We start from the raw sequence: 19,029 nt of genomic DNA on the forward strand, positions 1-19,029 counted from the left end.
CGTGTAGAGCTGCTTGTCCTTGAGCGTCTCGGGCACCTCGCCCTTGACGACCATCTGCGCGAGACCCTCGACGACGGCCGTCTTGCCGACGCCGGGCTCGCCGATGAGCACCGGGTTGTTCTTGGTGCGGCGGGACAGCACCTGCATGACCCGCTCGATCTCCTTGGCCCGCCCGATGACCGGGTCGAGCTTGCCCTCGCGCGCGGACGACGTGAGGTTGCGGCCGAACTGGTCGAGCACCAGCGAGGAGGACGGCGTGCCCTCGCCGCGGCCGCCGGTCTCCGCGGGCTCCTTGCCCTGGTAGCCGGACAGCAGCTGCAACACCTGCTGGCGAACACGGTTGAGGTCGGCGCCGAGCTTGACGAGGACCTGGGCGGCCACGCCCTCGCCCTCCCGGATCAAGCCGAGAAGGATGTGCTCGGTGCCGATGTAGTTGTGGCCGAGCTGCAGCGCCTCCCGCAGCGACAGCTCGAGGACCTTCTTGGCCCTTGGGGTGAAGGGGATGTGCCCGCTCGGTGCGTGCTGGCCCTGGCCGATGATCTCCTCGACCTGCTGCCGCACGCCTTCCAGGGCGATCCCCAAAGACTCCAGTGCCTTGGCGGCGACACCCTCACCCTCGTGGATCAAGCCCAGGAGGATGTGCTCGGTGCCGATGTAGTTGTGGTTGAGCATCCTGGCCTCTTCTTGGGCCAGCACAACCACCCGCCTCGCGCGGTCGGTGAACCTCTCAAACATCTGCACTCCTGACTGCTGCGCCGGCGGCCCTTTGCCCACCGCTGTACCCGTTGCGGTGGTCCAGCACCGTGAAGACCACTGTAGTCGCCCGGCCTGTTGCTCTCAGTACCACTTGCGGCTAAGCGTGGCCGTCGTCGTCGACGTAATCATCGTTAAATCGTCGTCATCGGGCACAACGTGCGGGAATCGGTAAGGATTCCGGTTGGTCCCGGTGTCCGCTGAACGCGAACACCGCCTGTCCGGGCGGTCACACCGGCTCGCGATGATCAACGTCGACAGGTAAGGTAAGCCATACCTCACCATGCTTATGGCGCAGCGGAGACGCTCATGCGGACCAGCGCGAGCCTACGGCTCGTAACCGACACCAGGCGAGACGACCTCGCCGAGTCGCTGGCACGCGCCACGTCCCGCCAGGCCAGGACCGATCTGCTGTTCGGTCCGCCGGCCGACTCCGCCGGCTGGGTGAACTGCGGGCAACTACTCTCCGACACCGCCGGCTTCGCCCTGTGGCGCGCGTCGCTCGCCGACTGGCTCCACGAGCGCTACGGCGACGCTCCGGAGCGGACCACCGCGGGTTACGTCATGACGTGGTACCTCGGCGTGCCCGGGTACGTCGCCGCGCTGCTGTTCCACCACGAGCGCCGGGTTCCGTCGCTGCGCCCCGAGCACCTGGCGTTCCGCACCGCTCGACCTCGTCCCCACCCCGACTCGATCGCGGTGCTAGATCCGCGCTTCGTCTGCCTGCCCGACGACCCCGCCGCGGGTACCGAGAACGCCACCGTGGTGCCGGACGAGCGGGCGCTCGCGGCGGTGCTGCGCGGCCGGTTCACCGCGCACGCGGCCCGGTTCATCGCCGCGTTCTCGCCGTCCGTGCGGTTCGGCCGGCACACGCTGTGGGCCGCGGCCACCGACGCGCTCGACGACGCGATGCTGCTCGCCGGCCGGTACGGCGGGGACGAGGGCGCCGGGGTGGTCGACGCGGCGCTGCTGCTGCCCGACCACCTGCCGCCGCTGACCTCCCCGTCCACGGTCCGGCGCGCCGAGGTTGGCGGGTGGACCAGGAGACGCGAGAGCTGCTGCTTCCACTACTTGCTCGAATGCGGCCAGGGCCCCTGCTCGACCTGCCCGCGGGTGCTGCCCAAGTAGCTCGCGAGTCCCCGCTCCGGACCGCCGTGTCCCCCGTTCCGGACCGGGGCTCGCCGTGCCGCAACCGGGGACTCGCGGGTCCTGGGGGTTGGACTCGCGGGTTCTGGGCGTTGGACTCGCGGGTCCTGGGGGTTGGGGCTCGGGGGGTTAGTCGTCGGGGGTGGCGGCCAGGGCGTCGCCCAGTGGGGTTCTTCGGTAGAGGACCGAGCGGCCGGAGCGGGCGCGGCTCACCAGGCCCGCTCGGCGCAGCACCGCAAGATGGTCGCCCACCGCACCGGGGGCCAGCCGGAGCCCCTGCGCCAGCTGGGTCGTGCTCGCGGGTGCGGCCAGGGTGGCCAGGAGGCGGGCGCGGGAGCGGCCCAGCAGGTCGGCGAGGGCGCCCGGCGGCGTGCCGAGCTCGGGCTCCAGCAGGGCGGCGGTCCCCCGGGCCGGGTAGATCAACGCGTGCGGCCACGGCGGGTCCGTGTACACCGCCACCTGGGGCCACACGAACACCGACGGCACCAGTAACAGCCCCCTGCCGCCCAGGTCGATGTGCGCGTCGGCGTAGTGGATCACCACGATCTCCCCCGCGCGCCACCGCACCCGCTTGTGCAGGCCGCCGAGCGCGGCCGCCCAGCCACCCCCGCTGAGCAGGCCCGCCCGGTGGATCACGTCCCGGTCGCAGACCGCGCGCATGGCGGGCCAGTCCTCGGCGACCATCTCGTGCCACGCGATGTCGAGCGTGTCGGCGACGACCGAGACCACCGACGGGTCGCGCAGGATGCCGAGGACCCGCTCGTCGGTGGCCGGCTCGCGGCGGAGGCACTCCCCGATCTCGTGGCGGGCGAGCTCCAGCGGCGTCGCACGCACGGAGGCCAGGTCGTCCTCGACCGTCTGCGCCAGGCTCGCCGGCGGCGGTGCGATGAACGCCGCGCCGAAGCGCCTGGTCTGCAGCGCGAGCACCACGTCGAGATCCGTGGTCGCGCGCAGCCTGCGGAACACCGGGCGCAGCCGCGCCTCCCACGGCGCCGGCAGCCGGTGGTGCCCCAGCCCGGACAACGTGCGCAGCAGGTTGTCCAGCTCGAACAGCGGGGACACCGCGAACCTGCTGTTCAGCAGGTCGTCGCGATGGACGGTGAGCCGGAGCACGGCACTGAACTTACGCCGCTGGACGAATCCATGGTGCCGGTGCGCACCGCCGGAACAGGCTCGTCGCATGACAGAGGCGACGGACCCGGCGGCGGACCGGGCGACGTTCCGGCAGGTGCTCGCCGAACCGATCTTCCGGGTGCTGTTCTGGACCAGGGCACTCGCGGTCGGCGCGGACACGCTGCGCACGGTCGCGCTGTCGGTGCTCGTGTACACCGCGACCGGCTCGGCGTTCCTCGGCGCGCTGACCTTCGGCATCTCGTTCCTGCCGCAGGTGGTCGGCGGTGTGGTCATCGGCGCCCTGCCCGACCTCGTCCGCCCGCGGGTGCTGATCGTCACCGGTTACTCGCTCGAGGCCGCGGGCGCGGCCACGCTGGCGCTGGTCGACCTGCCGGTGTGGGCGAGCCTGCTGCTGGTCGCCGCGATCGGCTGCCTCGCGCCGGTGTTCAACGGCACCGCTGGCAAGCTCACCGCCGACTCGCTGACCGGTGACGCGTTCGTCCTCGGCCGCAGCCTCTTCCAGCTCGCCGCCTCGGCCGCGCAGGTGCTCGGCCTCGCCGCGGGCGGCATCGCCATCGCGACGGTCGGCGCGCGGCAGGGCCTGCTCATCACCGCCGCCTGCCACCTGGTCGCCGCGCTCGGCGCCCGGCTGCTGCTGCCGAACCTGCCCGCGCCGGGCCGGACGGCGGCGCAGTCGCTGGTCGGGCGGAGCTGGCGGGTCAACCGCGAGCTCCTGGCCGACCGGACCGTGCGCCGGCTGCTGCTCGCGATGTGGCTGCCGCCGGCGTTCGTCACCGGCGCGGACAGCCTGCTGGTCCCGTTCGCGGCGCAGCGCGGCTTCCCGAACGGCTCGGCCGGGTACCTGCTCGCGTGCGTGCCGGTCGGGATGCTCATCGGAAACCTCGTGGTCGCCCGGCTGCTCGCGCCGGACACCCGGGAGCGGATGGTCCCGGTGCTGGTCGTCGTGCTCGGGGTGCCGCTGCTCGGGTTCGCGTTCCCGCTGGGCGTGGTGCCGCTGGGCGTTCTGCTGGCCGTCGCCGGGATCGGGTTCGGCTACGGGCTGGGCGTGCAGCGGCCCTACCGGGACGCGATCCCGCACGAAAGCCGAGGTCAGGCGTTCGGACTGATGTCGACCGGGCTGATGACGCTGCAAGGCGTGGGGCCCGCGCTGTTCGGTTTCGCCACCGAGGCGGTGCCGGTCGGGGTCACGATGGCGCTCGGCGGAGTGGCGACCGTGCTCGTCGCGATCTGGATTCGCGCGAGCGGGACCGTGCCCGGGCCGAAGAGCGAACGTCTTTCACAAAACGAAAACGCCGGTTCCCGATCGACCGCGGATTCGCGGTGATGGAACCGGCGTTTGTCGCACGGAATGGTCACGCCTGCGCGTTGTACGCGTCGGTGACCTCCTTCGGGATTCGACCCCGATCGGACACGTTCATGCCCTGCTTACGCGCCCACTCGCGAATTGCCTGGTTCTGTTCCCGATCCGCGGAGGCGGTACGCGGCGCACGACCGGCCGCCGCACGTGCGGCGGCCCGCTTACGCGCACCGGCCTGGCGACGAGCATGCTCCACGTATTCGGAGAGCGCGTCCCGCAACCGCTCCGCATTGTCCTCGGAGAGGTCGATCTCGTAGAACGCGCCATCCAAACCGAACTCGACGGTCCCCTCGGCCTCGGAACCGTCGAGGTCGTCGACCAGGGTAACCATGACCTTCTGCGCCATCTGCGCCCTCCTAGGTAAGAAACTCGAGGCCGAACGTGCGTGCGTCAGCACCGATATAAATACTCCCACTAAGGAGGTTAACGCAAATCGTGGTCCGATTTCAGTGACGCTCGTGTCGCAACTTGCTCATTCTGGGCGCACGAGCGGAAACAGGATCGTCTCGCGTATGCCGAGGCCGGTGAGGGCCATCAGCAAGCGGTCCATGCCCATTCCGACACCGCCACTCGGCGGCATTCCGTACTCCAGTGCGCGTAAGAAGTCCTCGTCGAGTCGCATCGCCTCGTCGTCACCGGTGTCCCGCAGACCGGCCTGTTCGACGAGCCGTTCGCGCTCCACGACCGGGTCGACCAGCTCCGAGTAGCCGGTGGCCAGCTCGAACCCGCGGAGGTAGAGGTCCCACTTCTCGGCCACCCCCGGCACGCTGCGGTGCTGGCGGGTGAGTGGCGAGGTCTCGATCGGGAAGTCGCGCACGAACGTCGGATCCACCAGGTGATCGCCGATGAGGTGCTCGAACAGCTCCTCCACGAGCTTTCCGTGGCCGAGCGTGGGATCCACCTCGAGCCCGACCGCATGGGCGTGCTTGCGCAGCAGCTCGGCCGGGGTCTGCGGGGTGATCTCCTCGCCGAGCGCCTCGGACACCGAGCCGTACATCGTCAGCGTGGCCCACTCGCCGGACAGGTCGTAGGTGCCGCCGTCGGCGAGGGTGACCTCGTGGCTGCCGAACACCGCCTCGGCGGCCTCCTGGATCAGCTCCCTGAGCAGCGCGGCCATCGTGTCGTAGGTGCCGTAGGCCTCGTAGAACTCGAGCATGGCGAACTCGGGCGAATGCGATGAGTCGCTGCCCTCGTTGCGGAAGTTGCGATTGATCTCGAAGACCTTCTCGATTCCGCCGACCACACACCGCTTGAGGAACAGCTCCGGTGCGATGCGCAGGTACAGATCCATGTCCATCGCGTTCGAGTGTGTGACAAACGGCCGCGCGGTGGCACCCCCGTGCATCGTCTGGAGCATCGGGGTCTCCACCTCGATGAATCCGCGCCGACTGAAACTCTCTCGCAATGCCCGTGTCACCCCGGCCCGCATCCGGACGTTATCGCGTGCCTGCGGGCGGAGGATCAGATCGACATAGCGCTGCCGAATACGCGTTTCCTCACCGAGCTGCTTGTGCGCCACCGGCAGCGGGCGCAGCGACTTGGCCGCCATTCGCCACTCGTCCGCGAGTACGGACAGCTCACCCCGGCGCGAGGTGATTACCTCCCCGCCGACGAAAACGTGGTCGCCCAGGTCGACGTCGGCCTTCCATGCGGAAAGGTGGTCCGCGCCGACCTTGTTCAGGCTCAGCATCGCCTGCAGTTCGGTGCCGTCACCCTCGACGAGGGTGGCGAAACAGAGCTTGCCGGTATTGCGCATGAACATCACCCGGCCGGTGACGCCCACCACATCGCCGGTCGAGGTGTCGACGGGCAAATCGGAATAGGCGGACCGGATCTCGGCGAGAGTGTGGGTCCTCGGCAGTTCGACCGGATAGGGATCGACTCCCTCGGCAAGCAGCCGAGCCCGCTTCTCCCGACGGATCCGCAGCTGCTCCGGAAGGTCGTCGGTGGGTGGCGGAGGCGATTCATCGGTCACAGTCGACCAGGGTACGGAGAACGCCCGTGGCCAGGCGATCGGGTATCGCGAGCTACGTTGGCCGCATGGCCGACGACCTGCACAGGGCACGTTCGTTCGGCGCGCGGGCAGCGGAGTACGCGGAGCATCGGCCGGACTACCCCGCCGAGGGCGTCTGCTGGGCACTGGCCGCCGCCACCCGCGACGTCCGGCAGGTCCTCGACCTCGCCGCCGGCACCGGCAAGCTCACCGGGGGCCTGCTGGCGCTGGGCCTCGAGGTGACCGCGGTCGAGCCGGACGGCGGCATGCGGGTGGAGCTCGCCCGCCGGCTCCCGGGGGTCGACGTGCGGGCCGGGACCGCGGAGGAGATACCGCTGCCGGCGGGGTCGGTCGACGCGGTGCTGGTCGGGCAGGCCTTCCACTGGTTCGACGCGGACGCGGCGCTCACCGAGATCGCCCGGGTACTGCGCCCGGGCGGCGCGGTCGGCGCGCTGTGGAACGCTGAGGACAGGAACGCCGAGTGGGTCGCCGGCCTCCTCGAGGTGTCGGGCACCAGCGTGTCGAACGTCGAGCCGGACGATCTGCTGTTCCCGGCCCACCCGCTGTTCGCTCCGCCCGAGGAGACAGCATTCCGGCACACCCACCGCCGGACGGTCGGCTCGCTCGGCGAGACCTTCGCCACGCACTCCCGGATGCTCGTCATCGACGACACCGAGCGTGCGGCGGTGCTCGGCCGGATCCGCGACTACCTGGCGGCCCGCCAGGAGACGGCCGGCGGCGAGTTCGACATGCCGCTGGTGACGAAGGTCGTCCGGGCTACGTTGGGATCATGACCGACACCGACCTCGTCCGCCGGCGCGCCCGCTCGTTCGGGGCGAGCGCCGCCGCCTACGCCGAGCACCGGCCCGACTACCCGGCCGACGGCGTCCGCTGGGGGCTCGGTGCGGCGGCGCGCGAGGTCGGGCAGGTTCTCGACCTCGCGGCCGGCACCGGAAAGCTCACCGTGGGGCTGGCCGCGCTCGGACTCGAGGTCACCGCGGTGGAGCCGGACACCGTGATGCTTGCCGAGCTTGCCTCCCGGTTCCCCGGGGTGCGCGCGCTCGCCGGGTCCGCGGAACGGATCCCGCTGCCGGACGCCTCGGTCGACGCGGTGCTCGTCGGGCAGGCGTTCCACTGGTTCGACCGGGACGTCGCGCTGGCCGAGATCGCGCGGGTGCTACGGCCGGGCGGGGCGCTCGCGGCGCTGTGGAACAAGGACGACGCGGACGTCGAGTGGGTCGCCGAGCTGGGCAAGGTGGCCAGCAACAGGGTCACGAAGGCCTGGTCGACGAAGTTCCCGGTCTTCGACACCGCCCAGTACGAGGCGAGCGAGCGGGCCGCCTTCCCGCACCTGCACACCCGCACGGCCGACTCGCTCGTGGCGACCATCGGCACCCAGTCGCACACGCTGGTGCTCAGCCCGGAGGAGCGGGACGCGCTGCTGGAGCGGATCCGGACCTACCTGCGGTCCCACCCGGAGACCGCGAGCGGCGAGTTCGACCTGCCGCTGGTGACGACGGTGATCCGGGCGCGGCGCGTCTAGGCGTGGCCGGAATCACCGGGTGTTGCGCTCGAAGACCAGCCGCAGGCCCAGCAGCGTCAGGTCCGGCCGGTGGTCGGCGATCGTCGAGGACTCGTCCACCACCAGCGGCGCCAGGCCGCCGGTCGCGATGACCGTGACCTCGCCGGCGCGGGTGGTGCGGTTGAGCTCGTCGATGATGCGCCGCACGAGCCCGTCGACCTGGCCGGTGAAGCCGTAGATGATCCCCGACTGCAGGCACTCCACGGTGTTCTTCCCGATCACCGACCGGGGCCGGACCAGCTCGACCTTGCGCAGCGCGGCGGCGCGGGCGGCGAGCGCGTCGACCGAGATCTCGATGCCCGGCGCGAACACGCCGCCGAGGAACTCGCCCTTCGCGGAGATCACGTCGATGTTGGTGGACGTGCCGAAGTCGACGACCACGCACGCGGTCTCGTGCAGGTAGTGCGCGGCGAGCGTGTTGATCACCCGGTCGGCGCCGACCTCCTTGGGGTTGTCGACGAGCAGCGGCACGCCCGTGCGCACACCGGGCTCGACGATCACCCGCGGCACCGCGCGGTAGTAGCGGCCGAGCATCACCCGCAGCTCACGCAGCACCGCGGGCACGGTCGACAGCGCGGACACGCCGGTGATCTCGTCCGCGTGCTCGCCGAGCAGGCCGCGCATGGTGAGCGCAAGCTCGTCGGCGGTCATCCGCGCGTCGGTGCGCATCCGCCAGTCGTGCACCAGGTCCTTGCCCTGGTACAGGCCGAGCGCGATGTTGGTGTTGCCGACGTCGATGGCGAGCAGCACCGGCGTCAGCTCTCCGGCTGGAGCAGCGCGTCCAGCAGCGCGGCTTCGGCGGTCTCGGCGGGCGGCCCGACGGGCGGCCCGGCGGGCTCGGACCCGTTCACCAGGCCGGAGCCCGGCGGCGCGGGTGCGGGATCCGTGCCGGCCCCGACGATCCCGTTGGCCTCGTCGACGAACACGACCTTGGGCCGGAACGCCGCCGCCTCGGCGGAGTCCATCAGCCCGTAGGAGATGAGGATGACGACGTCACCGGGGTGGACGAGGTGCGCGGCGGCGCCGTTGATGCCGAGCACGCCGCTGCCCCGCTCGCCCTCGATGACGTAGGTCTCGAGGCGGGCGCCGTTGGTGACGTCGACGATCGCGACCTGCTCGCCGGCGAGCAGGTCGGCGGCCTCCATCAGCACCGGATCGACGGTGACCGAGCCGATGTAGTGCAGGTCGGCCCGGGTGACGGTGGCTCGGTGGATCTTGGACTTGAGCATGGTGCGGAACATCGCAGACCTTCCCCTACTGCGGTTCGCCGAGGAGCACGGCGACATTGTCGATCAAGCGCGTGGACCCGACGCGAGCGGCCACCAGCAACCGCGCCTCGCCGCGGTCGGGCGCGGGGCCGAGGTCGGGATCGCGCAGCTCGAGGTAGTCGACGGCGATGCCGGGCTCCTTATCGAGCACCGCGTGCGCCGAGCCGAGCACCACCTCGGGACCGCCCGCGCTGACCCGAGCGCCGGCTTGGAGTGCTGCCGAGAGCGCCACCGCGGCGGCGCGCCGCTCGGCGTCGAGGTAGACGTTGCGCGATGACCGGGCGAGGCCGTCGGCCTCCCGCACGATCGGCACGCCGACGACCCTGACGTCGAGGTCGAGGTCGACGACCATCCGCTTGATGAGCACGAGCTGCTGGTAGTCCTTCTCACCGAACAGCGCGTAGTCGGGGCGCACGATGTTGAACAGCTTCGCCACGACGGTGAGCACGCCCGCGAAGTGACCGGGCCGCGACGCGCCCTCGAGCTCGTCGCCGAGCGGTCCCGGGTGGACGGTGACCTGCGCACCCGGCGGGTACAGCGCCTCCTTCTCCGGCGTGAAGACGAGCTCGACGCGCTCCGCACGGCAGACGTCGAGGTCGGCCTCGAGCGGGCGCGGGTAGCGCTCGAAGTCCTCGCCCTCGCCGAACTGCAGCGGGTTGACGAAGATCGACGTGGCGAGCACGGCGTTGGGCAGCCTGCGCGCGGTGCGCAGCAGCTTGCGGTGACCGTCGTGCAGGGCGCCCATGGTCGGCACGAGCGCGATCTTGCGGCCGACGCCGCGCAGCGCCCTGGTGATCCTGACGACCTCGTCGACCTCGCGGTGGACGTGCAGGTGGCCGGGGACGAACGTGGGCGCGGCGGTCATCGGGGCTCCTCACCGGGGCCGCGCTCGATCGCGGCGGTGACGTCGGGGGCGAGATCGGCGCGCAGGAGCCCCGCCCGCGCGGCGCGGCTGGCGGTGCGGGCGGCCAGTGCGCGGTAGGCGGGCAGCATGTCGGGCGCGTGCTCGCCGAGGACCCGCAGGTGGGCGAGCACGGTGCCGGCGTCGCCGCGGGCGACCGGGCCGGTGAGCGCGCGGTCACCGTGCCGCAGCGCGTTGTCCAGGGCCGCGGACAGCAGCGGGCCGAGCATGCGCTCCGGGGTGCCGACACCGGCGGAGCGGAGGAGGTCGGCGGCCTCCGCGACCAGCGTGACCAGGTGGTTCGCCCCGTGTGCGAGGGCCGTGTGGTACAGCGGGCGGGCCGACTCGGGGACCCGGGCGGGCTCGGCACCCATCTCGACGACGAGTGCCTCGCCGACGCTCCACGCGGTCTCGTCGCCGTCGGTCGCGGTGACACCGAAGCAGCAGGTGGCAACACGTTCGAGGTCCTCGGCGCGACCGGTGAAGGTCATCACCGGGTGCAGCGCGAGCGGCAGCGCGCCGTGCTCGACGGCCGGCTGGAGGACGTCGACGCCGTGCGCGCCGCAGGTGTGGACCACGATCTGGCCGGCGCGCAGCGCGTCGGCGGCGGCGAGGCCGCGGACCATGCCGGCGAGGGCGTCGTCGGGGAGCGCGAGAAGCACGAGGTCGGCGCGTCGCACCACCTCGTCGGGCGGGAGGAGCGGGACGCCGGGCAGCAGGTCCTCGGCTCGCCGGACGGACGCGTCGGACACGCCGGAGGCGGCCACGACGGAGTGGCCGGCCCTGGCCAGGGCGGCGCCGAGCACCGCACCGACCCGGCCGGCGGAGACCACGCCGACGGCCAGTCGCGCCGGTCGGTTCATCCCGCCTCCCCGATGTCGAAATCGAGCGTAACCACCACGAAACACCACACCACGCGGTGGGTGACCGGGTTCACCTCGGCTGGTCGGCCCGCTTGGGGAGGCCGGCCCTGGTGGCGTGGAGCGCGGCGACGAGCCCGGTCTCGCGGTCGGCCGCGTCGGTGCCGGCGAGGCCGAGCCGGCGGCTGTGCCAGAGGAAGGCGAGCTCGGTGACCGCGGCCTGGTAGCCGCCGAGGTTGCGGGCGGCGTCCTTCCCTGCCCTGCGTGCCGTCCTCGCCCGCCACGTGCGGCGGGCGGTGAGGCTGGTCAGCCGGCGGACGTCGACGGGGTCGACCCAGCCGCGCCGGACCATCTCCGGCAGCGCGGTGGCGACGATCTTCTGCTCGCGGCGGCGGTGCCAGCTGACGAACAGGACGCCCGCGATGAAGATCGGGACCATGACGAGGAAGTAGATGTTGAGGAAGGTCTGCGCCGTGCCGAGGGTGGCGGCCGCGTTCCACATGGCGTGCAGCGTGACCGCGGCGAGGTAGCCGCCGACCGGCGCGAGCACCCGGACGGTGCGGCTGGGCGTGCGCACGGAGATGCCGACCCCGATGCCGATCATCGCGGTGAAGAGCGGATGGCAGAACGGGGCGAGCACGCCGCGGAGGATGAACGCGGTGACCACGCCGGAGGTGCTGGTGTCGCCGAACCCGTGCTCGGCGAACGCGCGGCCGAAGTAGTAGATGTTCTCGGTGAACGCGAAGCCCGCCGCGACGAAGCCCGCGTAGACGACTCCGTCGATGACGCCGTCGAGCTCGTTGCGCAGCCAGAGCATGATCCCGAGGACGAACGCCCCCTTGGCGGCCTCCTCGAACAGCGGCGCCGACACGATGGCGGAGACGGTGTCGCCCTTGCCGTGCCCGAGGAGCGCGTCCCCGGCGGCCTCCGCGGTGTTGTTGATCAGCAGCGCGGTGATCGCCGCGACGCTGGCCCCCCAGCCGAGCGCGAGCCACAGGAGGCGGGCGGGCTCCGGCTCCCACCGGTCGATCCAGAGGAGCGCCGCGACGATCGACCCGACGGGCACGAGCGCCGCGACGATGCCCACGAACTCGGCGACGAGCCCCACCCTGGCGGTGCTGAGCGCGAGGAGGGCGAGCCCGCACCCGGCGAGCGCGACGAGGCCGGCAACGGGAAGCAGCACGGTCCGGCGGCGCGGATTGTGCCGGATCGGCAGCGGGCCCGTGGTCACGGGGAAACCTTACGGGGACACGGTGTGTGGCTCACGGTTTTGTCCCGTTGGCCGGCGTCCGGCCGTGCCGAAGGAACGGTGACCAGGACATATCAGGTCGGGTCTCGTGGATCTTGGTCGATGGGACTCGTGATCCAGATGGCTCCTAACGAGTGGCCTACCGACAACGCGGCCAGGGGGCAGCTGGGCGCGAATACCGCGATCGGAGATCCGCGAGACATGGCCTAGTCCTCGCGGCGGCGCCGTCGGCGAGGGGTGGTGGAGGTGCCGCCGCCGTGCGAGGCGAGCAGCTCGCTCACCGAGCGGCCGGAGGAATGCGAGCCGCCCGACGACTCCGGCTCGGACTCGGGACGGGCGTGGCTGCCGTTGCGCTGGAGCGCCGCGGTGTCCTGCCGGTTCGGCTGACCCTCGGCCCGGCGCCGTCTGCCGCCGCCGTTCACCGGCTCGTCCTCGGCGGCCCGGTGGTGGTGGGTCGGCTCGGCGCCGGCCGCCTCGGCATGGCGGCTCGCGCGAACCGGCTCCATGTAGCCCGACTCGGCGGCCCGCCGCGCGACCGGTGCCACGTAGCCGGACGCCTCCGCGGCATGACCGTTGCGCCGCACGGGCTCCATGTACCCGGACTCGGCCGCTCGCCGCGCGACCGGAGTCACGTAGCCGGACGCCTCGGCGGCATGACCGGCCCGGCCAGGGGCCTCCGCGCGTGGGTCGGGGTAGCCGGAAGCCTCGGCATGGCGGCTCGTAAAACCAGACGCTTCGGCGCGAGGGTTCGGGTAGCCGGATGCCTGGGCACGACCGGCCGCCGCACGCGGGTCCGTATAGCCGGAAGCCTCCGCACGGCCACCCGCCGCACGCGGGTCGGTGTAGCCGGACGCGCCGGACCTCGGGTTGGTGTAGCCGGACCGCTCGGCCCGGCCGGCGACCGCCTCGGCCCGAAGGTCGGTGTAGCCCGAGGCCTCGACAGGTCGGATCGCCGTCTGGGCGGCCGCATCGGCCTGCGTGTCGGTGTAGCCGGAGGCCTCGGCACGACCGGCCGCGGCCGCCTGGCGGACATCGTTCATCCAGCTGTAGTCCTGTTGCTGGACCTGCTGCCGCTCCACGAACTGGGTCTGCTGCACGTACTGCCGCGCGGTGTATGGCTGCGGCTCAGCGTCCGCGTGCTGGGCCCGGCCGTTCTGCCCCGCCCGGGCCGCGGCCTCCCAGGACGGCGTCCAGTCCGAGTCGATCTCCTCGGGGGTGCCGTTGGTCCGCCGCGCGGGCGTGCCCTGGGCGCCCAGCCCGTCGGGCACGAACCAGCGGTCCGACAGCTCGGCCGGATGCGGTTGGTGCTCCATCCGCATCGGCTGCACCGGCTCGGGCTGGGGGAACTCCGTCCGCGACGGCCGCTCCGCGCGCCGGGGCAGCGGCTCGACCGTGCGCTTGGGGCGGTGCGCCTCCTGCACCCGCTCGATCAGGTCCGTGTGCGCCTCGCGCACCTCCGCGGGGATGATGACGTCCTCGTCCCTGGGGCGCGCCGGCGGCAGCCGCTTGAGCTCGTTCTCACGCGCCAGCGAGTGGCCCTCGGGAAGCGAGCGCATCCGGGTCGACTCGGCGCGCAGTGCGTACCGCTCGACGAGGACCTCGCCGCCGAGCAGGGTCTGCAGCGTGTGCCGCAGGTTGTGCAGCTCCGCGCGCAGCGCGGCCATGTGGTCGCCGGCATCCTCCTCGGCCTGGCGCCTGGCCTCGGCCTGGGCCTCCAGCTCGTACTCGCGGCGAGCGGCGATCTCGCGTTCCAGCTCGAGCTCGTAGCGCTCCTGCCGCTCGACCGCCTCGTCCTCCCGGTCGGCGACCTGCCGGCGGTACCTGGCTGCGACGAACGCGCCCACGAGCGCCGCCCACAGCCCGGCGACGATGCCCAGCCGCATCCACTTGAGATCGTCGCTCAGTATCAGGACGCTGGTTGCGGCCACCGCGAAGAGGATGGCCGCTGTGAGTAACAGCCTGCCGCCGAACGAGCCATGCGCGAGCTCATCGGACGAGTCGCGGCGGGCGGTCATGGCACACACCGTACCGGTCCGTTATCAGTACGAGACCAAGCTGGAGCGGAACACTTGCTCAACCGGTGGCGTCCGAGCGGTACTCCGGAGGCTGATTGTCCTGGTCACGCGGGGTGCGACAGCACCATTCGAGGTACAGCGCGGCGGCGATCAAGACCGTCGCACAACCGACGCCGATGACCGCGCTGGGCACATCGTCGGCCGCCGCGGCCACGTCAACACGGCGTGGGAGCAGGTAGCCGAGCATGCCGAGCCAGGCCCCGAGCATGATCGCTCCGAGTAACGACGACGCCTTCGCGAGCGCGACCGCGCGGGCCGCGGTGAGCGCCTGGACGGGCCGCCCGCCGTCGGATCGGCGGATGCGGGAGCGCAGCGAAGCGCCGAGCGTGGCCTCGATGACCGCCAGCACGAGGAGCGTGACGCCGGCGAAGGTGGGCAGGGGTGGCAGGTCGCCGTAGGCCACCCGAACGATCAGGTAGACGATCCCGGCGGCCACCAGGCCGGCCACGACCAGGTCGCGGGCCCGGGTGAAGTGCATGGCGCCCACGTTACCGGCGACACTTGACTCTCCAGTGACTGGAAGGTTGAGCATGGCGGCCATGGGCGACAGCGGGGTGTTCACCATCGGCGAGCTGGCTCGCCGGACCGGGCTGACCACCCGAACGATCCGGTTCTACTCCGACGAGGGGCTGCTGCCGCCCGCCGACCGCACGTACGCCGGCTATCGGCTGTACGACTCGGCGTCGCTGGCCCGGCTGGAGCCGCTGCGCACGTTGCGCGAGCTCGGGCTGGGCCTGGCGGATGCCGGCGCGGCGCTGGCCGGCCGGTCGAGCGTCGCGGACCTGGCGCGGCGGCACGTGGAGCTGCTGGACGAGCAGATCCGGGTGCTGCGGCTGCGCCGGGCGGTGCTGCGGGCGGTCGCCAAGAACGGTTCCGACCTGGATGAGGTGACGTTGATGAAGAACCTGGCCGCGATGTCCGACGAGGAGCGCAAGCGCCTGATCGACGAGTTCTGGGACGAGGTGACGGCCGGCTTCGACATCGACCCCGACTTCGACGTCGGCATGCGCTCCGCCAAGCCGGAGCTGCCGGACGACCCGACGCCCGAGCAGTTGCGGGCGTGGATCGAGCTGGCGGAGCTGGTGCGGGACAAGGCGTTCCGGCAGCGGATCCGCGAGATGAGCGCGTCCCACTCGGCGCAGCGCGAGGCCGGCGAGTCGATGGGGGCACCGTCCGAGGAAGGGCGTCAGCAGTGGTTCGAGTGGACCTCCGCGGCGGGCGAGGCGATGGACGCGGGGCACGCGCCGTCGTCGCCGGCCGGGCAGGCGGTGGCCACGTCGGTCGCGTCGGCGATGGGCATGCCGCCGGCCGAGGCCGCCGAGCTGATCGCCACCGGGACGGACACCAGGGCGGAGCGGTACTGGCAGCTGATGGCCGCCATCAACGGGTGGCCGCAGGTCCCGACCCAGGTGCCTCGGGCGGAGTGGATCATCGCCGCGTTGCGGGCCGCGGCGGGCTGATCACGGGGTGAGGGTCAGGTCCGCACGGAGGTGGACGCCTGCCCGGTCTTCCTCGGCGAGCGCGGACAGCAGCTCGGTCAGCGGGCCTCGGCCGGGGAGCTCCGCGGCCGGGTCGACGGCCAGCCACGGGATCAGCACCGTGGCCCGGTCCGGGGTACCGGGGTGGGGCAGCAGCAGGTCCGGGTGGTCGCTGGTCACGCCGTCGACGGTCACCACGTCCACGTCCAGGGTTCGCGGGCCCCAGTGTCTCGTGCGGACGCGGCCTGCCTTCTGCTCCAGGGCCTGGGCGCGGTGCAGCCACGCCCACTCGTCGGCCTCGGGGTCCTCGACGATCAGTACCGCGTTGAGGAAGTCCGGCTGGTCCTCGACACCCCACGGTCTCGTCTCGTAGACCGGTGACGCGGCCACCAGGACACCGGTCAGGCCGGCCACGGCCGTGCGGAGGTGCGCCAGCCGGTCGCCGAGGTTGGAGCCGATGGACAGGACCGCGCGGGTCATCCGCCGCGGGCCCGGTGGATGGTCACGGCCACGTCCGCGAAGTCCAGCGGGATCGGGGCGTCCGGCTTGTGGATCGTGACCTCGACGGCGTGGATCCGCTCGTCCGTCAGGACATCGTCGGCCACCTCGGCGCCGACCGTCTCGATCAGGTCGCGTGGTTCGCCGCCGACGATCCCGGCCACCCGGGTGGCGAGCTCGCCGTAGTGCACGGTCTCCGCCAGGTCGTCGGTGGCGCCGGCTCGGGTCAGGTCGAGCCACACGGTCACGTCGACGACGAACTCCTGGCCGTCGCGCCTCTCGTGGTCGAACACGCCGTGGTGGCCGTGGACCCGCAGGCCGGTCAGCGTGATGCGGTCAGCCATTCGGCGGGCCACTCCATGCCACGGCGACCTCGACGGCGTCCAGCGACCGGGCCACGTCGTGCACCCGCACCCCCCACGCGCCGGCCGCGGCGACGAACGCCGAGATCGTGGCGGTGGCTTCCTCGCGGCCGTCCGGCGGTCGGGGCTTTCCGTCCTTCGACGCCAGCAGCGTTCCGAGGAAACGTTTGCGGGAGGCGCCCACCAGCACCGGGAACCCCAGGTCCCGCAGCACGTCCAGGCGGCGGAGCAGCGCCCAGTTGTGCTCACCGCGCTTCGCGAACCCCAGCCCCGGGTCGAGCACCAGCGCCGAGGGGTCGACCCCGGCGGCCACCGCCGCGTCCACCCGCGCGCGGAGCTCGTCCCGGACATCGGTGACGACGTCGGTGTAGGTGGCGAGCGAGTCCATGTTGTCGCTGTGCCCGCGCCAGTGCATCAGGATCCACGGCACGTCCGCGCCGGCGATGAACCGCGCCATCGACGGGTCGGCCAACCCACCGGACACATCGTTGACCACCCGGGCACCCGCGCCCAGCGCCGCTTCGGCCACTCGCGCGCGGGTGGTGTCGACGCTCACCGCCACACCGGCCGACGCCAGGCCCGAGATCACCGGCAGCACGCGGGCGATCTCGGTGTCCGCGTCCACCCGGGCGGCGCCGGGACGGGTCGACTCGCCGCCGACGTCGACCAGGTCCGCGCCCGCGTCCCACAGCTCGACGCCGTGCGCCAGCGCGTCGTCGACGCCCAGGTAGCGGCCACCGTCGGAGAACGAGTCCGGCGTGACGTTGAGGACTCCCATCACCGCGCAGCGACCGGGCTGCGGCAGCGCGGGATGCACGGACCTCACCGGCTCCGCCCGCGGATCAGCTCCAGCGCCTCGGCTCGCGACGCCGCCGACGTTCGGAGCATCCCGCGCACCGCCGACGTGGTGGTGCGCGCGCCCGGCTTGCGGATACCGCGCATCGCCATGCACAGGTGCTCGGCCTCGATGACCACGATGACGCCGCGCGGGTCGAGCTTGCGCACCAGCGCGTCCGCGATCTGGGAGGTCAGCCGCTCCTGCACCTGCGGCCGCTTGGCGTAGAGGTCGACGAGCCGGGCGAGCTTGGACAGGCCGGTGACCTTGCCCTGCTCGTTGGGGATGTAGCCGACGTGCGCGACGCCGTGGAACGGCACGAGGTGGTGCTCGCAGTTGTGCGTGAGGTGCCCCTCGACCAGGAAGGTCGGGTGCGGGTCGCAGGTGAAGCTGTACACGGTGAACGGCGCCGCCGCGGACGCCTCGATCGGGCGCACCGTCTCGACCGGCGTCCACCGCGACTCGGCGAGCGTCGTGTGGTGCGCCTGCTGGGCGAACCCGTGCCGGCGCCACCAGCCCGTCCCGTCGTCGCCGCCCGACGGCCCGCGCTCGGGCGAGGCGAAGGACAGCGGTCGGGCCGCGAGCCGCGACGGCTCGGTCCACTCGACCGCCGTGCCGGCCACGTCCCGCGCCTCCGCCCAGCCCTCGGGCGTGGCGAGCGGGTGGTCGGGCGTGACGACGAAGCTGCCCTCGACGGTGACGACCTCGACCAGCTGGCGCGACGGCCGGGCGGCGATCCGGGTGACCGTGGTCGGCTCGACGCGGCCGCCGGCGAGCGTCCACAGCTGGTCGCCGACCCGCACGTCCGCCGCCGGGAGCGGCCCGCCGATCGCGTCGACCGGCTGGCGTCCCGGCACGCATGTCGAGTACATCGGGATGTCGGTGACCAGCACCAACTCGTCGTGACACTCGTCGAACGTCTTGTCCAGCACCGAGTCGGGGTCGGTGTACAGGCCGCCGAACATCTCCAGGTACGCGCGGGCGACCCGGGCCGGGGTGTCCATCAGGCCCTCGCGGTCCGGGTCCTCGCCGCATGCGAGCAGCAGCTCCCGGACCGCCTTCTCGGCGCGAGCCTGGTCGAACACCGGCGGCGGCCCACCGGTGGCGTACAGCGGGCCTCTCGACCCGTTGCCGGAGCTGTCAGCCGTCAAATGTGCCTCCGCGACTCAGCGGCCACTATCCCACTCTAAGAGGTCGCGCACGTAGGTTTGGTGGATGCCCGCCGTGATCGAGGTGGATGCATCGCGGTGCCGCGAGGCGCCACCTCGGCGCGGCGGGCGCCACCAGGCCTACCTGCGCGACCTCTCAGCCGGGTCGCCGGTCGTCCGGGTCGGCGGGTCCTGACTGGTCACGACGCCGGTCGTCGGGTCCGGGCTGCGGGTCCCACGACGGCCGCCACTGGTTGTTGGGGTGGCCGGACGGCGTGGTGGCGGGCGTCCACCCGGGCGGAGCGCCGTAGTTGGGCGGGCCGTCGGAGCGCCCCGGCCGGGGCGCGTTCGGGTAGGGCTGGCCGTACGGACCGGGCTGACCGGGCGGAC

20 protein-coding genes and 2 pseudogenes are annotated in these 19,029 nt (G+C 72.4%); 5 read left to right on the forward strand and 17 right to left on the reverse strand.

The window, feature by feature from the left end:
* On the reverse strand, window positions 1-735 hold a 735-nt coding region (locus GEV28_RS34595; protein ID WP_291417254.1), incomplete at its 3' end, for a Clp protease N-terminal domain-containing protein.
* A gap of 327 nt (window positions 736-1,062) precedes the next feature.
* Here GEV28_RS34595 and GEV28_RS34600 point away from each other — a divergent pair.
* Window positions 1,063-1,881: a (2Fe-2S)-binding protein gene (locus tag GEV28_RS34600; RefSeq protein ID WP_291417256.1), complete on the forward strand. Its 819-nt coding sequence runs from the start codon at window positions 1,063-1,065 to the stop codon at window positions 1,879-1,881.
* Between the two features lie 147 nt (window positions 1,882-2,028).
* Here the strand turns inward: GEV28_RS34600 and GEV28_RS34605 are convergent, their stop codons facing one another.
* Window positions 2,029-3,012, reverse strand: coding sequence for a DUF5937 family protein (locus GEV28_RS34605; RefSeq protein ID WP_291417258.1), 984 nt, complete (start codon window positions 3,010-3,012; stop codon window positions 2,029-2,031).
* A gap of 67 nt (window positions 3,013-3,079) precedes the next feature.
* On the opposite strand from GEV28_RS34605, the gene GEV28_RS34610 reads away from it, so the two are divergent.
* Window positions 3,080-4,357, forward strand: a complete 1,278-nt coding sequence (locus GEV28_RS34610) for an MFS transporter (RefSeq protein WP_291417260.1) — start codon at window positions 3,080-3,082, stop codon at window positions 4,355-4,357.
* A gap of 28 nt (window positions 4,358-4,385) precedes the next feature.
* On the opposite strand, the gene GEV28_RS34615 is transcribed toward GEV28_RS34610, so the two are convergent.
* Complete coding sequence (locus GEV28_RS34615) at window positions 4,386-4,736, reverse strand: Lsr2 family protein (RefSeq protein ID WP_291417263.1); 351 nt, start codon at window positions 4,734-4,736, stop codon at window positions 4,386-4,388.
* A 126-nt stretch (window positions 4,737-4,862) separates the two neighbouring features.
* Window positions 4,863-6,365, reverse strand: a complete 1,503-nt coding sequence (lysS, locus tag GEV28_RS34620; protein ID WP_291417265.1) for a lysine--tRNA ligase — start codon at window positions 6,363-6,365, stop codon at window positions 4,863-4,865.
* A gap of 65 nt (window positions 6,366-6,430) precedes the next feature.
* On the opposite strand from lysS, the gene GEV28_RS34625 reads away from it, so the two are divergent.
* Together GEV28_RS34625 and GEV28_RS34630 are read left to right on the forward strand one after the other, a co-directional pair.
* Window positions 6,431-7,177 carry a class I SAM-dependent methyltransferase gene (locus GEV28_RS34625; RefSeq protein WP_291417267.1) on the forward strand — a complete coding sequence of 249 codons (747 nt, stop codon included), beginning with the start codon at window positions 6,431-6,433 and terminating at the stop codon, window positions 7,175-7,177.
* Window positions 7,174-7,926 (forward strand): class I SAM-dependent methyltransferase, encoded by a 753-nt coding sequence (locus tag GEV28_RS34630; RefSeq protein ID WP_291417269.1) that lies wholly within the window; start codon window positions 7,174-7,176, stop codon window positions 7,924-7,926. The genes GEV28_RS34625 and GEV28_RS34630 overlap by 4 nt, the downstream gene beginning before the upstream one ends.
* 12 nt (window positions 7,927-7,938) lie before the next feature.
* Here the strand turns inward: GEV28_RS34630 and GEV28_RS34635 are convergent, their stop codons facing one another.
* The 7 genes from GEV28_RS34635 to GEV28_RS34665 all read right to left on the reverse strand — a co-directional run bounded on the left by GEV28_RS34635 (window position 7,939) and on the right by GEV28_RS34665 (window position 14,796).
* Window positions 7,939-8,715, reverse strand: coding sequence for a type III pantothenate kinase (locus tag GEV28_RS34635; protein ID WP_291417270.1), 777 nt, complete (start codon window positions 8,713-8,715; stop codon window positions 7,939-7,941).
* A 5-nt stretch (window positions 8,716-8,720) separates the two neighbouring features.
* Window positions 8,721-9,206 (reverse strand): aspartate 1-decarboxylase, encoded by a 486-nt coding sequence (panD, locus tag GEV28_RS34640; RefSeq protein WP_291417272.1) that lies wholly within the window; start codon window positions 9,204-9,206, stop codon window positions 8,721-8,723.
* A gap of 13 nt (window positions 9,207-9,219) precedes the next feature.
* Window positions 9,220-10,098: a pantoate--beta-alanine ligase gene (panC, locus tag GEV28_RS34645; RefSeq protein ID WP_291417273.1), complete on the reverse strand. Its 879-nt coding sequence runs from the start codon at window positions 10,096-10,098 to the stop codon at window positions 9,220-9,222.
* Window positions 10,095-10,997, reverse strand: a complete 903-nt coding sequence (locus GEV28_RS34650) for a DUF2520 domain-containing protein (protein ID WP_291417275.1) — start codon at window positions 10,995-10,997, stop codon at window positions 10,095-10,097. The genes panC and GEV28_RS34650 overlap by 4 nt, the downstream gene beginning before the upstream one ends.
* Window positions 10,998-11,067: 70 nt before the next feature.
* Window positions 11,068-12,177: a PrsW family intramembrane metalloprotease gene (locus GEV28_RS34655; RefSeq protein ID WP_291417287.1), complete on the reverse strand. Its 1,110-nt coding sequence runs from the start codon at window positions 12,175-12,177 to the stop codon at window positions 11,068-11,070.
* Between the two features lie 272 nt (window positions 12,178-12,449).
* Window positions 12,450-14,258: a DUF6779 domain-containing protein gene (locus tag GEV28_RS34660; protein ID WP_291417277.1), complete on the reverse strand. Its 1,809-nt coding sequence runs from the start codon at window positions 14,256-14,258 to the stop codon at window positions 12,450-12,452.
* A gap of 58 nt (window positions 14,259-14,316) precedes the next feature.
* Complete coding sequence (locus GEV28_RS34665; protein WP_291417279.1) at window positions 14,317-14,796, reverse strand: DUF3180 domain-containing protein; 480 nt, start codon at window positions 14,794-14,796, stop codon at window positions 14,317-14,319.
* Between the two features lie 61 nt (window positions 14,797-14,857).
* On the opposite strand from GEV28_RS34665, the gene GEV28_RS34670 reads away from it, so the two are divergent.
* Window positions 14,858-15,778 (forward strand): MerR family transcriptional regulator, encoded by a 921-nt coding sequence (locus GEV28_RS34670; RefSeq protein WP_291417288.1) that lies wholly within the window; start codon window positions 14,858-14,860, stop codon window positions 15,776-15,778.
* Here GEV28_RS34670 and folK read toward each other — a convergent pair whose 3' ends face one another.
* The 6 genes and pseudogenes from folK to GEV28_RS34700 all read right to left on the reverse strand — a co-directional run.
* Window positions 15,779-16,276 carry a 2-amino-4-hydroxy-6-hydroxymethyldihydropteridine diphosphokinase gene (folK, locus tag GEV28_RS34675; protein ID WP_291417281.1) on the reverse strand — a complete coding sequence of 166 codons (498 nt, stop codon included), beginning with the start codon at window positions 16,274-16,276 and terminating at the stop codon, window positions 15,779-15,781.
* Window positions 16,273-16,638: a dihydroneopterin aldolase gene (gene folB, locus GEV28_RS34680; RefSeq protein ID WP_291417283.1), complete on the reverse strand. Its 366-nt coding sequence runs from the start codon at window positions 16,636-16,638 to the stop codon at window positions 16,273-16,275. Before folB ends, folK begins: the two co-directional genes overlap by 4 nt.
* The gene (gene folP / locus GEV28_RS34685) at window positions 16,631-17,434 is read right to left on the reverse strand and encodes a dihydropteroate synthase (protein WP_291417290.1); all 804 of its coding nucleotides are present in this window, start codon (window positions 17,432-17,434) and stop codon (window positions 16,631-16,633) included. Before folP ends, folB begins: the two co-directional genes overlap by 8 nt.
* Window positions 17,435-17,478: 44 nt before the next feature.
* Window positions 17,479-17,826 (reverse strand): annotated as a pseudogene (gene folE / locus GEV28_RS34690) (GTP cyclohydrolase I); the annotation flags it as partial.
* Window positions 17,827-18,348: 522 nt separating this feature from the next.
* Window positions 18,349-18,603 (reverse strand): annotated as a pseudogene (locus tag GEV28_RS34695) (GTP cyclohydrolase I); the annotation flags it as partial.
* A gap of 193 nt (window positions 18,604-18,796) precedes the next feature.
* Window positions 18,797-19,029: hypothetical protein (locus GEV28_RS34700; protein ID WP_291417285.1), on the reverse strand; the 233-nt coding region annotated here is incomplete at its 5' end.

Source organism: Actinophytocola sp., assembly GCF_009379765.1.
Classification (GTDB): domain Bacteria; phylum Actinomycetota; class Actinomycetes; order Mycobacteriales; family Pseudonocardiaceae; genus Actinophytocola.